This is a genomic window from Geodermatophilaceae bacterium NBWT11, from assembly GCA_014218215.1.
Classification (GTDB): Bacteria; Actinomycetota; Actinomycetes; order Mycobacteriales; family Geodermatophilaceae; genus Klenkia.
Genome location: CP043652.1, coordinates 2,819,840 through 2,839,095, shown reverse-complemented (window position 1 = coordinate 2,839,095; position 19,256 = coordinate 2,819,840). Strand labels below are relative to the sequence as shown.

The 19,256-nt window shown below is 74.7% G+C and carries 22 protein-coding genes and 1 tRNA gene; 10 read left to right on the top strand and 13 right to left on the bottom strand.

Translation table 11 applies throughout. The annotated features are described in order from the left end of the window. Window positions 1-4: 4 nt before the first annotated feature. The 3 genes from F1C76_13645 to F1C76_13635 form a co-directional block, all read right to left on the bottom strand. A complete protein-coding gene (locus F1C76_13645) occupies window positions 5-457 on the bottom strand; it encodes a PTS sugar transporter subunit IIA (GenBank protein QNG37484.1) in 453 nt (150 codons plus the stop codon). Then, window positions 450-758: a PTS lactose transporter subunit IIB gene (locus F1C76_13640; protein ID QNG37483.1), complete on the bottom strand. Its 309-nt coding sequence runs from the start codon at window positions 756-758 to the stop codon at window positions 450-452. The genes F1C76_13645 and F1C76_13640 overlap by 8 nt, the downstream gene beginning before the upstream one ends. Before the next feature lie 85 nt (window positions 759-843). Further along, a complete protein-coding gene (locus F1C76_13635) occupies window positions 844-1,605 on the bottom strand; it encodes a DeoR/GlpR transcriptional regulator (GenBank protein ID QNG37482.1) in 762 nt (253 codons plus the stop codon). A gap of 332 nt (window positions 1,606-1,937) precedes the next feature. Here F1C76_13635 and F1C76_13630 point away from each other — a divergent pair, with 332 nt between their 5' ends. The 3 genes from F1C76_13630 (at window position 1,938) to F1C76_13620 (ending at window position 4,252) form a co-directional block, all read left to right on the top strand. After that, window positions 1,938-3,284 carry a hypothetical protein gene (locus F1C76_13630; GenBank protein QNG37481.1) on the top strand — a complete coding sequence of 449 codons (1,347 nt, stop codon included), beginning with the start codon at window positions 1,938-1,940 and terminating at the stop codon, window positions 3,282-3,284. 176 nt (window positions 3,285-3,460) lie between these two features. Beyond that, window positions 3,461-3,817, top strand: coding sequence for a hypothetical protein (locus tag F1C76_13625; GenBank protein ID QNG39241.1), 357 nt, complete (start codon window positions 3,461-3,463; stop codon window positions 3,815-3,817). Window positions 3,818-3,844: 27 nt separating this feature from the next. Continuing rightward, window positions 3,845-4,252 carry a Rieske (2Fe-2S) protein gene (locus F1C76_13620; protein QNG37480.1) on the top strand — a complete coding sequence of 136 codons (408 nt, stop codon included), beginning with the start codon at window positions 3,845-3,847 and terminating at the stop codon, window positions 4,250-4,252. 3 nt (window positions 4,253-4,255) lie between these two features. On the opposite strand, the gene F1C76_13615 is transcribed toward F1C76_13620, so the two are convergent. Beyond that, the gene (locus tag F1C76_13615) at window positions 4,256-4,465 is read right to left on the bottom strand and encodes a dodecin domain-containing protein (protein QNG37479.1); all 210 of its coding nucleotides are present in this window, start codon (window positions 4,463-4,465) and stop codon (window positions 4,256-4,258) included. Between the two features lie 89 nt (window positions 4,466-4,554). Continuing rightward, window positions 4,555-4,626 (bottom strand) — tRNA-Thr (locus tag F1C76_13610). Window positions 4,627-4,665: 39 nt separating this feature from the next. Between F1C76_13610 and F1C76_13605 the strand changes: the two genes are divergently transcribed. Continuing rightward, window positions 4,666-5,565 (top strand): NAD(P)-dependent oxidoreductase, encoded by a 900-nt coding sequence (locus tag F1C76_13605; GenBank protein ID QNG37478.1) that lies wholly within the window; start codon window positions 4,666-4,668, stop codon window positions 5,563-5,565. Here the strand turns inward: F1C76_13605 and F1C76_13600 are convergent. Beyond that, window positions 5,556-5,999, bottom strand: a complete 444-nt coding sequence (locus F1C76_13600) for a hypothetical protein (protein QNG37477.1) — start codon at window positions 5,997-5,999, stop codon at window positions 5,556-5,558. The genes F1C76_13605 and F1C76_13600 overlap by 10 nt on opposite strands. A gap of 243 nt (window positions 6,000-6,242) precedes the next feature. Here F1C76_13600 and F1C76_13595 point away from each other — a divergent pair, with 243 nt between their 5' ends. The 3 genes from F1C76_13595 (at window position 6,243) to ugpC (ending at window position 9,976) form a co-directional block, all read left to right on the top strand. Then, complete coding sequence (locus tag F1C76_13595; protein ID QNG39240.1) at window positions 6,243-7,490, top strand: PDZ domain-containing protein; 1,248 nt, start codon at window positions 6,243-6,245, stop codon at window positions 7,488-7,490. A gap of 76 nt (window positions 7,491-7,566) precedes the next feature. After that, entirely contained in the window at window positions 7,567-8,844 is a 1,278-nt protein-coding gene (locus F1C76_13590) for a DUF445 domain-containing protein (protein QNG37476.1), read from the top strand. A 52-nt stretch (window positions 8,845-8,896) separates the two neighbouring features. Next, window positions 8,897-9,976 carry a sn-glycerol-3-phosphate ABC transporter ATP-binding protein UgpC gene (ugpC, locus tag F1C76_13585; GenBank protein ID QNG37475.1) on the top strand — a complete coding sequence of 360 codons (1,080 nt, stop codon included), beginning with the start codon at window positions 8,897-8,899 and terminating at the stop codon, window positions 9,974-9,976. On the opposite strand, the gene F1C76_13580 is transcribed toward ugpC, so the two are convergent. The 6 genes from F1C76_13580 to F1C76_13555 are packed head-to-tail and all read right to left on the bottom strand — an operon-like array spanning window position 9,977 to window position 14,452. After that, window positions 9,977-10,351: a cupin domain-containing protein gene (locus tag F1C76_13580; GenBank protein QNG37474.1), complete on the bottom strand. Its 375-nt coding sequence runs from the start codon at window positions 10,349-10,351 to the stop codon at window positions 9,977-9,979. After that, on the bottom strand, window positions 10,351-11,313 hold the full coding sequence (gene rlmB, locus F1C76_13575) for a 23S rRNA (guanosine(2251)-2'-O)-methyltransferase RlmB (protein QNG37473.1): 963 nt from the start codon (window positions 11,311-11,313) through the stop codon (window positions 10,351-10,353). The genes F1C76_13580 and rlmB overlap by 1 nt, the downstream gene beginning before the upstream one ends. Window positions 11,314-11,350: 37 nt before the next feature. Further along, entirely contained in the window at window positions 11,351-12,757 is a 1,407-nt protein-coding gene (locus F1C76_13570) for a cysteine--tRNA ligase (GenBank protein QNG37472.1), read from the bottom strand. Continuing rightward, a complete protein-coding gene (locus F1C76_13565) occupies window positions 12,754-13,251 on the bottom strand; it encodes a 2-C-methyl-D-erythritol 2,4-cyclodiphosphate synthase (protein QNG39239.1) in 498 nt (165 codons plus the stop codon). Before F1C76_13565 ends, F1C76_13570 begins: the two co-directional genes overlap by 4 nt. An 11-nt stretch (window positions 13,252-13,262) precedes the next feature. Next, entirely contained in the window at window positions 13,263-13,931 is a 669-nt protein-coding gene (gene ispD, locus F1C76_13560) for a 2-C-methyl-D-erythritol 4-phosphate cytidylyltransferase (GenBank protein ID QNG37471.1), read from the bottom strand. Window positions 13,932-13,969: 38 nt separating this feature from the next. Further along, window positions 13,970-14,452, bottom strand: coding sequence for a CarD family transcriptional regulator (locus F1C76_13555; GenBank protein QNG37470.1), 483 nt, complete (start codon window positions 14,450-14,452; stop codon window positions 13,970-13,972). Between the two features lie 121 nt (window positions 14,453-14,573). Here F1C76_13555 and F1C76_13550 point away from each other — a divergent pair, with 121 nt between their 5' ends. Continuing rightward, a complete protein-coding gene (locus F1C76_13550) occupies window positions 14,574-15,443 on the top strand; it encodes a ubiquinone biosynthesis protein UbiA (GenBank protein QNG37469.1) in 870 nt (289 codons plus the stop codon). A gap of 70 nt (window positions 15,444-15,513) precedes the next feature. Here F1C76_13550 and F1C76_13545 read toward each other — a convergent pair whose 3' ends face one another. After that, on the bottom strand, window positions 15,514-17,085 hold the full coding sequence (locus F1C76_13545) for a cryptochrome/photolyase family protein (GenBank protein QNG39238.1): 1,572 nt from the start codon (window positions 17,083-17,085) through the stop codon (window positions 15,514-15,516). Here F1C76_13545 and F1C76_13540 point away from each other — a divergent pair. Then, on the top strand, window positions 17,058-17,768 hold the full coding sequence (locus tag F1C76_13540; GenBank protein ID QNG37468.1) for a copper chaperone PCu(A)C: 711 nt from the start codon (window positions 17,058-17,060) through the stop codon (window positions 17,766-17,768). The two genes, F1C76_13545 and F1C76_13540, sit on opposite strands and share 28 nt — an antisense overlap. A gap of 54 nt (window positions 17,769-17,822) precedes the next feature. Continuing rightward, a complete protein-coding gene (gene radA, locus F1C76_13535) occupies window positions 17,823-19,172 on the top strand; it encodes a DNA repair protein RadA (GenBank protein QNG39237.1) in 1,350 nt (449 codons plus the stop codon). The last annotated feature ends 84 nt before the right edge of the window (window positions 19,173-19,256 follow it).

Below are 19,256 nucleotides of genomic sequence, written 5' to 3'. Positions count from 1 at the left end.
CTGCTCAGTCCTCGACGTCGGCGGTGAGCAGGGCCAGCACCTGCTCGACCGAGGTGACCGCGCGCAGCTCGGCGGCCTTCTCCGGGTCGACCAGCACCTGGGCCAGCGCGGCCAGCACCGGCAGGTGCCCGTCGCCGACGGCGGCGATGCCGATGACCACCTCGGCCCGCCCGTTGCCCCAGTCGACCCCGGCCGGGTAGCGGGTGACGGTGAGCGCGTCGCCGAGCACCGACTCCCGGCCGGCGTTGGTGCCGTGCGGGATGGCCACCCCCTCGCCCATGTACGTCGAGATCGACTCCTCGCGCTCGAGCATGGAGGCGACGTAGTCGGCGGTGACCGCGCCGGCGGCGACCAGGAGCTCACCGGCCTGCCGGACGGCCTCGGTCTTGTCGGCCGCCACCCCGTCGAGCACGATCCGGCTCGGGTCCAGGAGGCCGGCGACCAGACCGTCAGCCATCGATGGTCGACCCGCCCTGGATGGCCTCGACCAGACCGTCCACGGCGGGGTCGCCCACGAACAGGGTGAAGGGGACGACGGGCTTGTCGCCGGCGTAGCGACGGGCCCGCTCCACGAGCTTGGCGTGGGTGAGCACGACGTCGGCGTCGGTGGGGATCGCGTCGACCGGGCTGTGCACGACCGTGACGTCGTCGCTCTTGAGGCGCTTCTTCAGCTGGTTGGCCAGCAGCACGCTGCTGCCCATCCCCGCGTCGCACGCGATGACCAGCTTGCGGACGTCCTTGCCTTCGATGCTCGCCATGGTGTTCGCGCTCCTGCGGTAGGGGGCGGTGCGGGACGGTGAGGGCGAGCCTGCCACCGCCGACGGGTCGGTGGCCGCCCGGGAGTCAGACCCTGTGCACCCGGGGGCCGGCATCGGCGAGCTCGGCGGCGGTGCGCTCGTCCAGACCGGTGTCGGTGATGAGCAGGTCGACGGCGTCCAGGTCGCCGAAGTGGGCGAAGTGGTCGTGCCCGACCTTGCTGTGGTCGGCGAGCAGCACCACCCGGCGGGACGCCCCGATCATCGCGGTCTTGATCGCGGCCTCGGCGGGATCGGGGGTGGTGAGGCCGCGCTCGACCGAGACGCCGTTGGTGGCCAGCAGGGCGAGGTCGACGTAGACGCCGGCCAGGGCCGACAGCGCCCACGCGTCCACGCTGGCCAGCGTGCGGGACCGGACCCGCCCACCGAGCAGCAGCACGTTCAGGGCCGGGAAGGCCGCCAGCTTCCCGGCCAGTTGCAGCGAGTTGGTGACGACGGTGAGCTCGCGGTCGGTCGGCATGTGGTCGGCCAGCCGCGCCGTGGTGGTGCCCGCGTCGATGAGGACGGCGCCCTCGTCGGGGAGTTCGGCGATCGCGGCCTTGGCGATCCGCTCCTTCTCCGCGGTCAGGACGACGTCGCGGGCGGCCACCGCGGGTTCGAAGCCGAGACGCTCGACCGGGATCGCGCCACCGTGCACCCGCCGGACGACGCCGACCCGCTCCAGCGCCGTCAGGTCCTTGCGGATGGTCTCCGGTGCCACGTCCAGTTCTGCGGCCAGCTCGGCCACCTCGACCCGTCCGACCGACCGGGCCGCCCGCAGGATGTGCTCCTGCCGTTCCTCCGCGTACACGTGACGCCCCTCACTCTGCTGTGGGGGACCTGTCTACGTGTCCCAAGCGGGCGAGGTCAAGCGTGACCGGAGCGAAACGGTCATCGCCCTCGCGAGGTGGCCGCCGGGGACCCCGGGGCGCAGGTCGGTCGTGCGCGACGGAGTGGGTGATGGGGCTGTCGTGAGCCCTGGGACCACTGAGGCGCGACCTGGACAACTCTGCACAGTCACCCGCGTCCGTGTTCGTTCCGAAACGGCAGGGACACGGCTCTACGCGATCCGGAACGAGCAGTTCCTGCTCCTAGCTTTTCCACATCCGCACTCCACGCACACCCCACTCCCCGGGAGCTCCCATGGCGCGTCAGCGCGCAGCAGCAACGGCCGGCCTGCTGGCAGCCGGCTCCATCGCCCTCCCCTTCGTCTTCGCCACCCCCGCGATGGCCGCCCCCGGGCAGACCTTCAGCGGCACCGCGTCCTCCAACTTCCTGGCCGTCGGCGCCGCCCCGACCGCGGGCATCACCGAGCTCCTCGCGGCCCTCACCGTCGCCGACCCGACCGGCACCCTCACCGGGACCGTCGCCGACCTGGTCGACTCGGTCGGCCTGGCCGCCGGTGTCGAGCTGGGCAACGCCACGGCAGCGGCCAACGCCCCCGAGGTCGACCCGCAGACCGCCAGCGCGACGGCCAGCAACCTCGCAGCCGCCCTGGAGCTCGACCAGGCCAGCACCCGCCTCACCGCCCTGGACGCCGGCCAGGTCGCTCCCCCCGACAACGCCGCCCCCGACACCGCCAGCGCCACGGTCGACCTCGGCCCGGTCCTGACCGCCGGCCTGGTGACCAACACCGCCGGCGCCCGGGCGCTCGGCGCGGACAACTGCCCGGTCGCCGACGCCCCCCTCGGGCTCGGCAGCAGCGTGCTGACCGACGTCTCCCTGCTGGACTTCGCCGGCACCGGCCTCGTCACGACCGACGAGGTCACCTCCACCTCGTCGGTGGCCCTCGTCGCGGCCGGCCAGCCGGGCCTGAGCACGCAGTCGACCGCCACCCTGGACGTCGCCGGGCTGACCCTGTTCGGCGGCACCGACGCCGAGACGGTCATCGACCTGACCGGCGGGCAGCTGACCGCCCTGGTGCCGGACGCCACCGGAGCCGCCGTCCTCGACTACACCGCCCCCACGGGCACCATCACCACCCCCGGCGGTGGCGGCGCGGTCGCCCTCCCCGAGGGCAGCAGCGACACCGTCTACCTGCCGCTGACCCCGGCCGGGGAGACCGGACCCAGCCTGGCGCTGACCTACGTCTTCAACACCATCACCGACGCCGACGTCCAGGCCGGTGTCGTCGACGCCTCGATCCTGGGCCTGACCCTGGCCGTGGACCTGGACGGCACCGGAGCCGTCACGGCCCCGGTGGACCTCGTGGACCTGGGCATCGGCGCCCTCGGGGTCGACGCGACGAACATCGCCGGCGGCATCACCTGCGGCACGCCCCCGGTCACCCCGCCGGTCACGCCCCCCGGCACCACGACCCCGGTCGTGAACCCGATCGCCGGCGGCCCCGCCCGCCCGGCCGCGCTGGCCAACACCGGCGCGGAGCCCCTGCCGATGCTGGGCCTCGGCCTGGGTCTGCTGGCCGTCGGTGGCGCCGCCCTGGGCGCGGGCCCGCTGCGTCGCCGGATGAGCAACACCCCCTCCGCCTGACCCCGGAGGACACACCGCACCACCGCACCACCGCACGGGAGGCGGGGCCGTTCCGGGAGACCGGGGCGGCCCCGCTGCCGTCGTCCGCACAGCGCCGCCCCGGGCGGCGCACAGACGCCTACCGTGGGCGCGTGCCGAACCGCCGTCCCCCCGTGCTGCGGTGGCTCTGGTACGCCATGGGCGGCGGCCTCCCGCGGGCGTACTCCCGCTGGGTGCTCGAGGACACGACCCGCCGCAGCTGGCCGGTCCGGCACCTGGCGCGCGCCCTGGTCCAGATGAGCCCGGTGCTGCTGGTGTGCCTGGTCGCCGTGCCCGTGGTGCCCTTCGCGTTCCGCGCCGCCGCGGCCGGCGGCGGGGTGTTCCTGGGCCTGCTGTTCTCCGCGGCCTACATGACCGAGACCACCGAGCACCGCGCGGTGAAGGCCGGCTGGCCGCCCGGGACGACGGCCCGGGTCCGCGCCGAGCGGGCCGCCCGTGATGAGGTCGAACGGCACGCCCGCTACCGCCGCGACGGCGCCGGCAGCTACGACTGACCGGTCCGCACGACCCCCGGAGACCCCGTGACCTGCCTGTCCCGCCGCGCCCTGTTCGCCGCCACCGGTTCGGCGGCCGCACTGGTGTCGCTCACCGCCTGCGCCGGTGAGCCCGTGCGCACCTCCGACGCCACGGCACCGGGGGACGTCGTCCTGCCGGTCGCCGACCTCCCGGTGGGCGGCGCCGTCGAGCTGGACGTCGACGGCCGGCGGACGCTGGTCACCCGGCCGGCCGAGGACGACGTCCGGGGCTGGGACGCCGAGTGCCCGCACCAGGGCTGCGCGGTGCGGGCACTCGCCGACGGCGGTCTGGGCTGTCCGTGCCACGGCTCGGCCTTCGACCCGGCGACCGGGGACGTGCTGGACGGCCCGGCCGAGGAGGGCCTCACCCCGGTGGCGCTGGCCGTCCGGGGCTCGGACGTCGTCCTCGGCTGAGGATCAGTCCTCGACGCGGAAGCCGATCTTCATCGTCACCTGGAAGTACTGCACCTGGCCCTCGGACACCATGCCGCGGATCTCCGAGGTCTGGAACCACTCGATGTTGCGGACGGTCTCCGAGGCCTTGGCCACCGCCGTGCGGATGGCGTCGTCGACGCTGGTGGTGCTGCTGCCGACGATCTCGCTCAGCCGGTACACGTGGTCGCTCACGACGGTCTCCTCGCTCAGGGCCGCCGGGGACCCGGCGGGACTGGGCACGACCCTGGCACGGGACCCGGGGGTCCGCCGGGTGGGGAGGGAGCCCCGTGTCCGGATTGAACGGACGACCTTCCGCTTACAAGGCGGGTGCTCTACCACTGAGCTAACGGGGCGTGCTGCGCCGAGCAGGTTACCGGGGCAGCATCGCCGGCATGACCGCCACCGACACACCCACCGAGCCGACGACACACCCGACCGTGGCGGTGCTCGGCACCGGCGTGATGGGCGCCGGCATGGTCCGGTCGCTGCGCCGGGCCGGCCTCCCGGTGCGCGCCTGGAACCGCGATGCCGCCAAGGCCCGCGCGCTCACCGACTCCGGCGCCCTCGCCCTGGACACCCCGGCCGAGGCCGTCGCGGGTGCCGACGTCGTCCTCACCATGCTCTTCGACGCCGACTCCACCCTGGCCGTCGTGCGCGAGGCCGCACCCCCGGCCGGCACCGTCTGGCTGCAGACCACCACCGTCGGCGTCGAGGGCGCGGCGCGCACGATCACGCTGGCCGACGAGCTCGGCCTGGTGCTCGTCGACTCCCCCGTGCTCGGCACCCGCAAGCCCGCGGAGGACGGCGCCCTGGTGATGCTGGCCAGCGGACCGCGCGAGCAGGTGGAGCCGCTCCTCGCCCCGGTGCTGGACGCGGTCGGCAGCCGCACGCAGTGGGTCGGCGAGGCCGGCCGCGGCAGCGCGCTGAAGCTGGTCGCCAACGCCTGGGTGCTCTCGGTGATCGCCGGCATCGCGCAGTCGGTGGCGCTGGCCGAGGGGCTGGGTCTGGACGCCGAGGACTTCCTGGCCGCGATCGACGGCGGCGCGATGGACACCCCCTACGCCCGGATGAAGGCCCCGCAGATGGTGGCCGGGGAGTTCCCGGTGAGCTTCGCGCTGGCCGGGGCGATCAAGGACGCCGGTCTCATCGCCGAGGCGCTGCGCTCGGCCGGGGTGAGCGACCGGCTGGCCGCAGCGGTGCTGGAGACCATGACCGTCGCGGCCGACCGCGTGGGCGACCCCTCCGGCGTCGACATGGGCGCGCTGTACGCAGGGCTCACGACTCAGGGCTGAGGCGCGTCGCCCCGCACCCAGGACGCGGGGTCGCTGTCCACCCGGGCCCCGTCGGCCAGCCAGCGGGCGAAGCCGGCGGGGTCACGTCGTTCCAGCTCATCGAGGGTGTCCTGCCGCCGTCGGACGACGTGCTGCCGCGTCCCCGGCTCCAGCTCGGCACCCAGTGCGCCCGCGGTGCGCAGCCACTCCCGGCCCAGGGCGTCGGTGCTGAGCTCTGCCACCGGGGTCAGCAGCGGGGACCCCGGCACCGCGGGGCCGGGCACAGCCCGGCCCCCTCGGGTCCGCAGGGCGAAGGTCGTCAGGCCGGCCAGCGCGACCGCCACCAGCACCCCGGCCAGGCCCCCCACCAGCACCGCGACGACCAGCGACAGAGCCGCCAGGACCACCACCCCCGGGGCACCCGGCCCACGACCCACCAGACCACGGGCGGACACGACGCCTCCTGGTGCACGGTCGGGGTGGAGCGGGACGTGCGGCGTTCGCACCGGGGGCCCCGGTCGGATGTCCGGCGTGCAGGGACCTCACAGCCCACGTGCAGCGCGCGCAGAGTCGGCCCGGGCACCGTCGTCACCACGAGCGGAGAACACCTCCGCGACGGTGGGAGGACAGCAGTGAACGAGCAGAACCGCCCGGCCGACGAGACCGGGCAGAACACCGGCCGGTACCCGACGCAGGGCCTGCCGCCCCAGCAGCCCTACGGCGCCCCCTCGCCGCACGTGCCGCCGCACCAGGGGTGGACCGGGCAGCCGCAGCCCGCCGTCCCCTCGTACGCGACCGCGGGCCCGGGCCTCCCCCCGGTCTTCGTGCCCCCGCAGCCGGCCCGGCGCACCGGGCGCTGGCGGATCGGGGTCGCCGGGCTCGTCGCCGGCGCGCTGATCGGTGGCGGCGCCGGGGCCGGGGTGGTCAGCCTGGTCGGCTCGGACTCCTCGGCCACCACCCCGGCCGCCTCGGCGCAGAGCGTGGTGATCACCGACCCGCAGGACGCGACGTCGGCCACGGCGGCAGCGGCCAAGGCCGCCCCCAGCGTGGTGACGATCTACGTCTCGGGCAGCAGCGAGTCCGGCTCCGGTTCCGGCGTCGTCCTGACGAAGGACGGCTACGTGCTGACCAACAACCACGTGGTCACGCTGGACAGCAGCACCTCCACCGCCACGGTCCAGGTGCGGACGGCGGACGGCACCCTCTACGACGCCTCCGTCGTGGGCACCGACCCCAGCTCCGACCTCGCGGTGGTCAAGCTGTCCGACGCCAGCGGTCTGACCCCGGCCACGTTCGCCGACTCCGACGACGTCCAGGTCGGTGACCTCGCGGTGGCGATCGGCGCACCGCTGGGCCTGTCCAACACCGTCACCGACGGCATCATCAGCGCCACCGACCGTGCCGTCGCCACCGGGTCGGACACCGAGCAGACGGTCATCGACGCCCTGCAGACCGACGCCGCGATCAACCCGGGCAACTCCGGCGGCGCGCTGGTGGACGCCGCCGGTGAGGTGGTCGGCATCAACACCGCGATCGCCTCGGTCGCCGCGGCCTCGGTGCCGGGGCAGGAGGCCGGCCAGAGCGGCAACATCGGCGTCGGGTTCGCCATCCCCTCCAACACCGCCAAGCGGGTGGCCGAGGAGATCGTCGAGAACGGCAGCGCCAGCCACGCGCTGCTCGGGGTCAGCGCCCAGACCGCCTCCGGGGACTCCCAGGTCGGCGAGGGCGCCCAGGTCTCCCAGGTGCAGTCCGGCGGCCCGGCCGCCGCGGCCGGTCTCCAGGCCGGGGACGTGATCACCGCGGTCGGTGACCGGGCGATCACCACCTCCACCGAGCTCACCGCCGCGGTGCGCAGCTCCTCGCCCGGCGAGAAGGTCACCCTGACCGTCCGCCGCGGGGACAGCACCAGCACCGTCGACGTCACGCTGGGCACCGCCACCAGCTGAGGCCGACGACGGACGACCCGGCACTCCACCTGGAGTGCCGGGTCGTCGCACGTCCGGGCCCTCCTAGGCTGGTCCGGTGTCGGCACCCCGGACGTCCCTCCCCCTGACCGGGGCGCTCGACGACCCCGCCCGGGCCCGCGACCTGCAGAAGATGAAGCGGCTGGCGACCGGGCTCTTCGTGCTCGCCGCGGTGGTCTTCCTGGTCTGCGTGCTGTTCGGGGGCGACCGCACCTGGGTCGGCTACGTCCGGGCCACCGCCGAGGCGTCCATGGTCGGGGCGCTGGCCGACTGGTTCGCCGTCACCGCGCTCTTCCGGCACCCGCTGCGGCTGCCGATCCCGCACACCGCGATCATCCCGCGCAAGAAGGACCAGATCGGGGAGAGCCTCGGCGCCTTCGTCCAGGAGAACTTCCTGACCCGCGCGGTGGTCGACGAGCGGCTCGCCGCCGTCGACGTGCCCGGGAGGATCGGGGACTTCCTGGCGGCTCCGGGCCGGGCCGAACGCCTGGCCGGGGACGCCGGCGTCGCGCTCGGGGCACTGGGCGACCTCCTGAAGGACGACGACCTGCAGCCCGCCGTCGCCGCGCTGGTCGACCGCAAGCTCCGGGACACCCCGGCCGCCCCGGCGCTGGCTCGGGCGATCGAGCTGGTGATCGAGGGCGACCGGCACCAGGAGGTGCTCAGCGCCGGGCTGAAGGCGCTGGCCGCCTTCCTCGAGGAGAACCAGGCGGTGTTCCGCGCCCAGCTCGGGGACGCCTCGCCCAGCTGGGTGCCGATCTGGGTCGACGACCGGCTCTTCGACAAGGTGTTCACCCTGCTCCAGGGCTTCTTCGCCGAGGTGGGCGAGGACCCCCGGCACGAGCTGCGTCGCTCCTACGACCAGCGGCTGCGCACCTACGTGCACGACCTGCGCACCGACCCGGCCACCGCCGCCCGGGTCGAGGAGCTCAAGGCCGAGCTGGTCGACCACCCCGCCGTCCGCACCTGGTCGGGGTCGCTGTGGACCACCGCGAAGAACGCCGTGCTCGCCGCGGCCGCCGACCCCGACTCCGAACTGCGCGTCCGGATCGCCGGGCTCATCCGGCAGGGTGCGGTGCTCCTGCAGACCGACCCCACCACCCGCGACCTGGTGCAGACCCAGACCCGGCGGGCCGCCGGCTACGTCGTCGACCGGTTCGCCGGGGACCTCGCCGAGCTGGTCAGCAGCACCGTGGCCCGCTGGGACACCGAGGAGACCAGCCGGCGGATCGAGCTGCAGGTCGGTCGGGACCTGCAGTGGATCCGGGTGAACGGCACCGTGGTGGGCGGCCTGGCCGGGCTGGTCATCTACACGGTGGCCCAACTGCTGGGCTGACCTGCACCGACCCCGGCTGCGACGCCGGGTGACCCCGGTTACTGTCGCGGGCATGGCTCAGGTCGCCTACGTGCAGGCATCCCGCATCTACCCCGGCTCCGACACCCCCGCGGTGGACGCGCTGGACCTCGAGGTCGCCGACGGGGAGTTCCTCGTCCTCGTCGGCCCGTCCGGCTCGGGGAAGTCCACCGCGCTGCGGATGCTGGCCGGGCTGGAGGACGTCGACGCCGGGGAGATCCGGATCGACGGCCGCGACGTCTCCGACGCCGCACCCAAGGACCGCGACATCGCCATGGTGTTCCAGAACTACGCGCTCTACCCGCACATGACGGTCGGGGAGAACATGGGCTTCGCGCTCAAGCTGGCCGGGACCCCCAAGGCCGAGATCAAGGACCGGGTGGCCAAGGCCGCCGGGATGCTCGACCTCACCGCCTACCTCGACCGCAAGCCCAAGGCTCTCTCCGGTGGCCAGCGGCAGCGCGTCGCGATGGGCCGGGCCATCGTCCGCTCGCCCCGGGTGTTCCTCATGGACGAGCCGCTGTCGAACCTCGACGCCAAGCTGCGCGTGCAGACCCGCTCGGAGATCGCGAACCTGCAGCGCGAGCTGAACACCACCACGCTCTACGTCACCCACGACCAGACCGAGGCCATGACCATGGGCCACCGGGTGGCGGTGCTGAAGGACGGGCTGCTCCAGCAGGTGGCCACCCCGCGCGAGCTCTACGACACCCCGGCGAACGTGTTCGTCGCCGGGTTCATCGGCTCCCCCGCGATGAACATCCTCACCGCCCCGGTCACCGCCGACGGCGTCACCGTCGGCGGGCTGACCGTCCCGGTGCCCCGTGAGGCCCTCACCGGGGTCACCGACACCGTCACCATCGGCATCCGGCCGGAGTCCTTCGAGCTGTCGAGCTCCCCCACCGGCCTGCAGCTCGACGTCCGGCTGGTCGAGGAGCTCGGCGCCGACGCGTACCTGCACGGCACCGTGCGGCACGGCGGCGAGGCCCAGCAGATGGTCGTGCGGGTCGACGGGCGCACGCCCCCGGTCATGGGCTCGACGGTCGACCTGTCGGTCCGCCCCGGCGAGCAGCACCTGTTCCACCCGGAGGACGGCCGGCGGCTCGCCGCCTGATCAGGCCGGCGGTCCGTCCAGGGTGAACCCGGCCCACTCGAAGCCGGGGCTCACCACACAGCTGACCAAGACCTCGCCGTCCACCGGCTCGGCCCGCTGACGCACGCCCGCCGGCACGAGTGCCTGGACGTGCTCCGGGCCGAGCTCGACGACGTCGTCCCCGACCTGCAGCCGCAGCCGGCCGGGGCCGTGCCAGAGCCACAGCTCGTCGGCGTCGACGGTGTGCCAGGCCGAGGACTCCCCGGCGGCCAGCAGGAACAGGATCGCCGTCGCCCGCGGCCGACCGTCGTCGGCCGCGGGCGCGGTCCAGGTGCGGCGGAACGAGCCACCCTCGGGGTGGGGCTCGAGTCCGAGCCGTTCCGCCGTGCCCGGCATCAGCGTCGGGCCGAGGCCGCCGCGTAGAGCGCGATGCCGGCCGCGACGCTGACGTTCAGCGACTCGGTGTCCTTGGAGATCGGGATGCTCAGCACCACGTCGCAGCGCTCGCGCACCAGCCGCGAGAGGCCCGCACCCTCGGCGCCGACGACCAGCGCGATCGGGTCGGCCAGACCGTCGTAGTCGTGCAGGCTCATGTCGCCGTCGGCAGCCAGCCCGACGGTCTGCAGCCCGGCCTCCTGGTACCCCTGCACCGCACGGGCCAGGTTGACCGCGCGGGCGACCCGGATCCGGGCCGCGGCACCGGCGCTGGTGCGCCAGGCCGAGGCGGTCATGCCGACCGCACGACGCTGAGGCACGACGACGCCGTGCGAGCCGAAGGCCGCGGCCGACCGGACGACGGCACCCAGGTTGCGCGGGTCGGTGATCCCGTCCAGGGCGACGATCAGCGGCGGCCGCTGGCTGTCCCGGGCGATGTCGAGCAGGTCCTCGGGGTGGGCGTACTCGTAGGGCGGGACCATCAGCCCGATGCCCTGGTGCAGCGCGCCGTCGCTCATCCGGTCGAACTCGGCCTTGCCCACCTCGAGCAGCGGCAGCCCGCGGTCGGCCGAGAGCTGCACGGCCTCGGCGATCCGCTCGTCGGTGCCGCCGCGGCTGGTGTCGCCGGTGACCACGTAGAGCGCGGTCGCCGGGATCCTGGCGCGCAGCGCCTCCACGACGGGGTTGCGCCCGAGCAGCAGCTCGGGGGTCTCCTCGTTGCGGCGCTGCACCCGGGCCCGGCCCTCGCGGCGGACCTGCACCTGCTTGGCCCGCTTGTGCGCCGGGTGGTAAGGCCGGTCCTCGGCCTTGGGGGTGGCCCCCCGGCCGGCCAGGGACCGGCGGTTCTTCCCGCCGGTGCCCCCGGTCGCCGTCTTCTTGCCGGCGCCTGCCGACCGTCCGCGTCGTTGGCTGTTGCCCGCCATCAGCGGGTCACCTCTCTCCGTGCTGCTGCCGTCCGGCTCACCGGGAGAGCTCCCAGCGGGGGCCGGACGGGGTGTCCTCGACGCTGACGCCGAGGGTGGTCAACTGGTCGCGGACGGCGTCGGCCGCCGCGAAGTCCTTGCGGGCCCGGGCCGCCGCACGCTGGTCCAGGGCGAGCCGGACCAGACCGTCGGTCACCTCGGCGAGCCGGGGATCGCTGCCGCTGGACCCGGCCCAGTGCGGGTCCAGCGGGTCCAGCCCGAGCACGGCGAGCATCGCCCGCGCCGAGCCCAGGGCCGTGGCGACCGCGGTCTCGTCGCCGTCGGCCAGCGCGGTGTTGCCGACCCGGACGGCCTCGTGCACGGCGGCGACCGCGGCGGGGGTGGCCAGGTCGTCGTCCAGCGCGGCGGTGAACTCCGGTGCCAGCTCCGGCGCCCCGGCGTCGGCACCGACCCGCTCGGCCGCCCTCCGCACGAACGACTCCAGCCGCCGGTAGGCCTGACCGGCCTCGGCCAGGGCGTCCTCGGTGAACTCGATGGTGGAGCGGTAGTGCGGGGCGATGAGGTAGTAGCGCAGCTCGACCGGCCGAACCCGGGTGACGACGTCGTCGACCAGGGCGGTGTTGCCCATCGACTTGCTCATCTTCTCCCCGCCCAGGGTGACCCAGCCGTTGTGCAGCCAGTACCGGGTGAACGGGTCGCCGGCGGCGCGCGACTGCGCCTGCTCGTTCTCGTGGTGCGGGAAGCGCAGGTCCAGCCCGCCGCCGTGCAGGTCGAACTCCGCACCCAGGTACTTGTGCGCCATCGCCGAGCACTCCAGGTGCCAGCCCGGCCGGCCCCGACCCCAGGGGGTGTCCCAGGACGCGGTCGCCGGGTCGGTCGCCTTGTGCGCCTTCCACAGCGCGAAGTCCCGGGGGTCGCGCTTGAGGTCGTCGGTGTCGCTGTCGGCGGCCGGCTGCAGGTCCTCGAGCTTCTGCCCGGTCAGCTCGCCGTACGCCGGCCAGGACCGGACGTCGAAGTACACGTCGCCACCGGCCGGGTAGGCGTGCCCGCGCTCGACCAGCCGGGCGATCATCTCGATCATCTCCGGCACGTGGCCGGTCGCCCGCGGCTCGTAGGTGGGCGGCAGCGTGCCCAGCAGGTCGTAGGCCCGGGTGCAGGCCAGCTCGTTGCGGTAGGCCCAGTCCCACCACTCCACACCGGCGGTCTCGGCCTTGGCCAGGATCTTGTCGTCGACGTCGGTCACGTTGCGCACGAAGGTGACGTCGAGGCCGTCGTGGGTGAGCCAGCGGCGCAGCACGTCGAAGGCCAGCGCGGCCCGCACGTGCCCGATGTGCGGCGGGCCCTGGACGGTGAGGCCGCAGACGTACATGGAGGCCCGCCCGGCACGCAGGGGCGTGAAGTCGCGCACGGCACGCGCGGCCGTGTCGTACAGGCGGAGGCTCACCGGGCGGAGTCTACGGAGGCCCCGCCACCGGTCCGGACCACGAGCGCGGTGGCGATCGCCGCCCGTCCCTCGCCGCGACCGGTGAGCCCGAGCCCGTCGGTGGTGGTGGCGGTCAGCCCGACCGGGGCACCGAGGGCCGCGGTGAGCACCCGTTCGGCCTCGGCGCGACGCGGGCCGACCTTCGGGGTGTTGCCGACCAGCTGCACCGTGGCGTTGCCGACGACCCACCCGGCGGCGGCCAGGGTCTCCCGCACGTGCACCAGGACGTCGGCTCCCCGGGCCCCTGCCCAGCGCGGGTCGTCGGTGCCCAGCAGCCCGCCGATGTCACCGAGACCGGCGGCCGCCAGCACCGCGTCGGTGAGGGCGTGGGCCACGACGTCGCCGTCGGAGTGCCCGGCGCAGCCGTCCACGCCGGGCCACTCGAGACCGGCCAGCCAGCAGGTGCGCCCGGCCTCGACCGGGTGCACGTCGGTGCCGGTGCCCACGCGGGGCAGGACGGGCTGGGTCACGGGGCGGCCACCTGGAGCTCGGCGAGACGGAGGTCGTGCGGGACGGTGATCTTGGCGGCCCGCTCGTCGCCGTCCACGGTGGTGACCGGCACGCCCGAGGCGCGGACGACGGAGGCGTCGTCGGTGAACTCCGCGGCGCTGCCGTGCGCGGCGGCGTAGGCGGCGACCAGGGCCTGCCGGTGGAAGCCCTGCGGGGTCTGCACCCGGCGCAGCGCGGCCCGGGCGACCTCGGTGGTCACCGACCCGTCGGAGGCCACGGCCACCGTGGTGTCGACGACCGGCAGCACGGGGACGACGGCCGGGGCACCGGCGGCCAGCGCCGCGAGCACCCGGGCGACGACGTCCGGCGGGGTCAGCGGACGGGCGGCGTCGTGCACCAGGACGGCGTCGACGTCCTCGCGGGCGAGGGCCAGCGCGGCGCGGACCGAGGCGGTGCGGGTGTCCCCGCCCTCGACCAGCTCGACGTCGGGCCCGAGCGCTGCGGCGAAGGCGGCCCGGTCGGCGGCCGGGACGGCGACGACGACGCGCTGCACCCCGCCCTCGAGCAGGGTCTGCACCGCCCAGGCGACCAGGGGCCGGCCGGCGAGCTCGACGAGGGCCTTGGGGCGTTCGTGGCCCAGACGCAGACCACTCCCGGCCGCTGCGACGATGCCGACAGCGTGCACGGGAGTGGTCCGGGTGTGGTTCTGGTGGGGCGCGGTGCTCAGCTGGCGAGGACCTCGTCGAGCAGGATCTCGGCCTTGTCCTCGTTGGTGCCCTCGGCGAGCGCGAGCTCGCTGACCAGGATCTGACGGGCCTTGGAGAGCATCCGCTTCTCCCCGGCCGACAGGCCGCGGTCCTTGTCGCGACGCCACAGGTCGCGGACGACCTCGGCGACCTTGTTCACGTCACCGGAGGCCAGCTTCTCGAGGTTGGCCTTGTAGCGACGCGACCAGTTGGTCGGTTCCTCGGTGTGCGGGGCGCGCAGGACCTCGAAGACCTTGTCCAGGCCCTCCTGCCCGACCACGTCACGAACGCCCACGATCTCGGCGTTGTCTGCTGGTACTCGTACGGTGAGGTCGCCCTGGGCGACCTTGAGCACGAGGTAGGCCTTCTCGACTCCCTTGACGGTGCGCTGCTCGATCGCCTCGATGAGCGCTGCTCCGTGGTGCGGGTAGACGACGGTCTCGCCGACGGTGAAGCCCATGTGTGTGTAGCCCCTTTCGCTGGACCCCAGAATACCACGGGACGGGTGCTACGGATCTGGTTGGTCCTGCCAAACGTGCAGGTCAGAGGCTTGTTGCTGGTCAGAGTGGGGTTGACAGGGGATGGTGGGTGTGCCTGCAGCGGGTGACGGGGACCGTCCGGGGGCCGGTCGGGTGGTGCTCGCGATGGCCCTGGCGACCCATCTGGGACCCACCGTGGCGGTCACCACGGTGGGCGCGCTGCTGGCCGTCACCGCCGGGGTCGGGCCCACCCGGACGGTGCTGGTGACCCTCGCGGTGCTCGCCGGGCAGGCCTCCATCGGGTGGAGCAACGACTGGCTGGACGCCGACCGGGACGCCGCCGTCGCCCGCGCGGACAAGCCGACCGTGCAGGGTCTGGTCACCCCGGCCCGGCTGCGCGCGGCCGCGCTGGTGGCCCTCGCGCTCGCCGTGGTGCTCTCCCTGGCCCTCGGCCCCGCGCCCGGCGTGCTGCTGCTGGGCGTCGTCGCCGGCGGCTGGGCCTACAACGCCGGGCTCAAGCGGACCGCGGCCTCGCTGGTGCCCTACCTGGTGGCCTTCGGCCTGCTCCCGGCCGGCGTGGTGGCCGCGGCCCCCGGCACCCCGGTCGCCCCGTGGTGGCTGGTCGCCGCCGGTGCCGCGCTGGGCGGGGCCGCGCACCTGGCCAACGTGGCCCCCGACCTGGAGGACGACGCCGCCACCGGGGTGCGCGGGCTCCCCCACCGGCTGGGCGCCACGGCGTCGGCACTCGTCGCGGCACTGCTGCTGGGCGGGGCGTCCCTCGTCCTGGTGCTCGGACCCGCCGGCCCGCCCACCCCGCTGGGCTGGGTGGCCCTGGTCGTCGCCGTCCCGGCGCTGGGGGTGGCCGCCCTCGCCGGCACCGAGCGCTTCCGCCGGGCCGCCTTCCCGGCGGTCATGCTGCTGACCGTCGTCGACGTCGTCCTGCTGCTCGCCGGCGGCGCAGCCGTGACGTGACGTGCTGGAACGGCGCGGCTGCAGGGTCCCGCGGCGCGCGGAGCGTGCCGTGGGGGGCAGCCGGGTCCTTCTAGAAGGGGTCGGTCCCCCTCCGGCGCTCCTGGTCGACGACCTCGGCGCGGTCCTTGAGCCGCTCCAGCCCGGCCAGGGGGCGCGACATCCGGTGGTTGCCGGCGAGATTCTCCCTCGTCCGGTCCAGGAACCCCCAGTAGCCGGCGGTGAACGGGCAGGCGTCCTCCCCGATCCGCTTCTTGGGGTCGTACCGGCAGCCGCCGCAGTAGTCGCTCATCCGGTCGATGTAGGCCCCGCCCGAGGCGTAGGGCTTGGTGGCCAGCACCCCGCCGTCGGCGTGCTGGCTCATGCCGACCACGTTGGGCACCATCACCCAGTCGTAGCCGTCGACGAACAGCCGGTGGAACCAGTCCGTCATGGCCTGCGGGGCGATGCCCCGCTGCAGGGCGTAGTTGCCCAGCACCATCAGCCGCGGGATGTGGTGCACCCAGCCACGGGCCCGGAGGTCGCCGACCACGCCGGCCAGGCAGGCGGCGTCGACCTGGCTGGTGTCCAGGTCGGCCAGCCAGTCGGGGACGGCGGCGTGCGCCTCGAGGGCGTTGCCCTCCCGGTAGTCGCGACCCAGGAACCAGTAGAGGTGCCAGACGTAGTCGCGCCAGCCCATGACCTGGCGGACGAAGCCCTCGACGGAGTTCAGCGGCAGCCCGGCGCCGTCGCCCACCGAGTCGCGGTAGGCCGCCTCGGCGCGGTGCACGACCTCGACCGGGTCGACCAGGCCCAGGTTCATCGGCGCGGACAGCAGCGAGTGCGCCAGCCACGGCTCGCCCGCCAGCATCGCGTCCTCGTGCGGGCCGAAGGCGGCCAGCCGGTGGTCCAGGAAGTCGCGCAGTCGGTGCAGCGTCTCCCGGCGGGTGACCGGGAACAGCCGCGGACCGTCGTCCCCGACGAAGGAGACATCGCCGTCGGCCTCCCACCGGTCCAGGTCGGCGCGCACCTGCTCGTCGATCTCGTCCTCGGCCGGCATCCAGGGCTCCGGCGCCGGGGAGCGGCCGTCCTTGGGCGGGGGCTCGCGGTTGTCGGCGTCCAGGTTCCACCGCCCGCCCACGGGCTCGGCGCCGTCCATCAGCACCTCGTGCCGGCGGCGGGCGTCGCGGTAGAAGTCCTCCATCAGCAGCGCCCGGCCGCGCCGGCCGTTCGACCGCCCGCCCGCCCAGGTCGCGAAGTCGGCTTGGCTGGTCACGAAGCCGCGGGCGGCGAGCACCTGCAGCCCGTCGCGGGCCAGCACGAAGTCCCGGCCGCCCCAGGTGGTCGGTGCGCACACGCTCACCGGGCCCTCGACCCGGTCGAGCGCCTCGCCGTACGTGTCGGTCTGCAGGAACACCGCCTGGTCGCCGAGCTCGGCGGCGCGGTGCCGCAGCGCGGACAGCACCAGGTGGGCCTTCTGCCGGTGGAACCGGCGGCGGCGGAAGACCGCGCGGGACTCGACCAGCAGCACCTCCTGGTGCGGGTCGTCCAGGAAGTGCGGGCCGAGCTGGTCGGCGAAGCACCAGCGCCGGGTGTCCGGCGCGCGTTCCGGGAAGTCGGCGAGGGCCGGGTCGTCCGGTGCCCGCCCGTCGTCCTCGGCGTCCACGGCGTGCTCCTGCGTGCTGTGTGCGGCCACGTGCCTCACCTCCCCGCGCGCATGGTGGGCAGACCGTTAGGCTCAGCGCGACTCGAGCCACCGACGTCCGGTGGCCGTGCTGCTCCTGGAGGTCCCCCGCCGTGAACCGCGTCCTGCGCACCGCCACCGTCGGCGCGCTGCTGCTGTCCCCGGTGCTCCTGACCTCCTGCAGCGCCGGTCAGATCGCCCAGACCGCCACCCAGGACCGCGACATCCGCGGCGGGCAGGCCGACCTCGGCGACATCCACCTGCGCACCGCGACCACCGCGTACCCGACCAACGGGCTGTACGAGGCCGGGGACGACGCCCGCCTGCTGGTGGCCATCGCCAACTCCGGGCCCACCGACGACGTGCTCACCGACATCTCCGGCGACGGCTTCGAGTCCGTGGAGATCGTCGACCCCGAGGCCGACCCCGAGGCGACCGAGCCCACCACCGAGCTGACCATCCCGGCCGGCGGCAACGTCTACGTCGGCGACGGCGGCCCGGCGGTCACCCTCGTCGGGCTGACCGAGGAGCTCACCCCTGGCACGGCGCTGCAGGTCACGATGACCTTCGAGAACGCCGGCGAGGTCACCCTCCCGGTGCTGGTCGGCACCCCGGCGCTGGACCTCCCGCGCGGCGAGGGCTTCGACTTCCACGGCGAGGAGTAGCCGCACGGTTCTGTCGTACCCACCGGGCACGATGGAGCCGTGCCACCGACCAGCCTGAAGTCCCGCCCCGGCCACCGCTGCACCGAGTGCGGTTACGCCTCCGCCAAGTGGGTCGGTCGCTGCCCCGAGTGCCAGGCCTGGGGCACGATCGCCGAGGTCGGCGCCACCGCCAGCGGCGGCCTCCGCTCGGTGCAGGCCGGCCCCACCACCGGCCGGGCCCGTCCGATCGCCCAGGTCGAGCTGGCCGGTGCCCGCGCGGTGCCCACCGGCATCGAGGAGTTCGACCGGGTGCTGGGCGGTGGCCTGGTGCCCGGTGCGGTGCTGCTGGTGGCCGGTGAGCCCGGGGTCGGCAAGTCCACGCTGCTGCTCGAGGTGGCCCACCGGGTGGCGGCCAGCAACGGGCCCACCCTGGTCGTGTCCGGGGAGGAGTCCGCGGCCCAGGTGCGGCTGCGCGCCGAGCGGATCGGCGCCCTGCACGACGAGCTGTTCCTGGCCGCGGAGACCGAGCTGTCCGCGGTGCTCTCGCACATCGAGGACGTCAACCCCACCCTGCTCGTGCTCGACAGCGTGCAGACCGTCCGCTCCCCCGCCGTCGACGGCACCGACGGCGGCGCCACCCAGGTCCGCGCCGTGGCCAGTGCGCTGACCGGGATCGCGAAGGCCCGCGGGATGACGGTGATCCTGGTCGGGCACGTCACCAAGGACGGCGCGATCGCCGGGCCCCGCGCCCTGGAGCACCTGGTCGACGTGGTGATCAGCTTCGACGGTGAGCGGCACTCGACCCTGCGCATGGTCCGGGCCACCAAGAACCGGTTCGGCCCGGCCGACGAGATCGGCTGCTTCGAGATCGGCGACGGCGGCGTCATCGGCGTCCCCGACCCCTCCCACCTGTTCGTCTCCCGCCGCACCTCCCCGGTGGCCGGCAGCGCCGTGACCGTGACCATGGAGGGCAGCCGACCGCTGCTGGCCGAGGTGCAGGCGCTGGTTGCCCCGTCCGGCGGCGGGTCACCGCGCCGCGCGGTCAGCGGCCTGGACCCCCAGCGGGTGGCGATGATCAACGCCGTGGTCGAGCGGCGCGGCGGGGTGCGGCTGGCCGACGCCGACGTGTTCGCCGCCTCGGTCGGCGGGGTGAAGATCACCGAGCCGGCGGCCGACATGGCCCTGGCGCTGGCGATCGCCTCGGCCAGCAAGGACCGCGCGGTCCCGGGCAACGTCATCGCCCTGGGCGAGGTCGGGCTCTCGGGTGAGATCCGACGGGTCGGCGGAACCGGCCGGCGGCTGGCCGAGGCCGCCCGCCAGGGCTACACCGTGGCGCTCGTCCCCCCGGACGCCGGACAGGCCCCGCCCGGGATGCGCCTGGTCGAGGTCGCCGACCTGGGCGCGCTGTTCCACAAGCTGTTCTGAGCCCCCCGCGGTCCCGGCGCACCGGAGCCCAGGCCCCCGGCCAGGGCGTCACCTAGACTCAGCCCTCGCACCACCCGCATACGT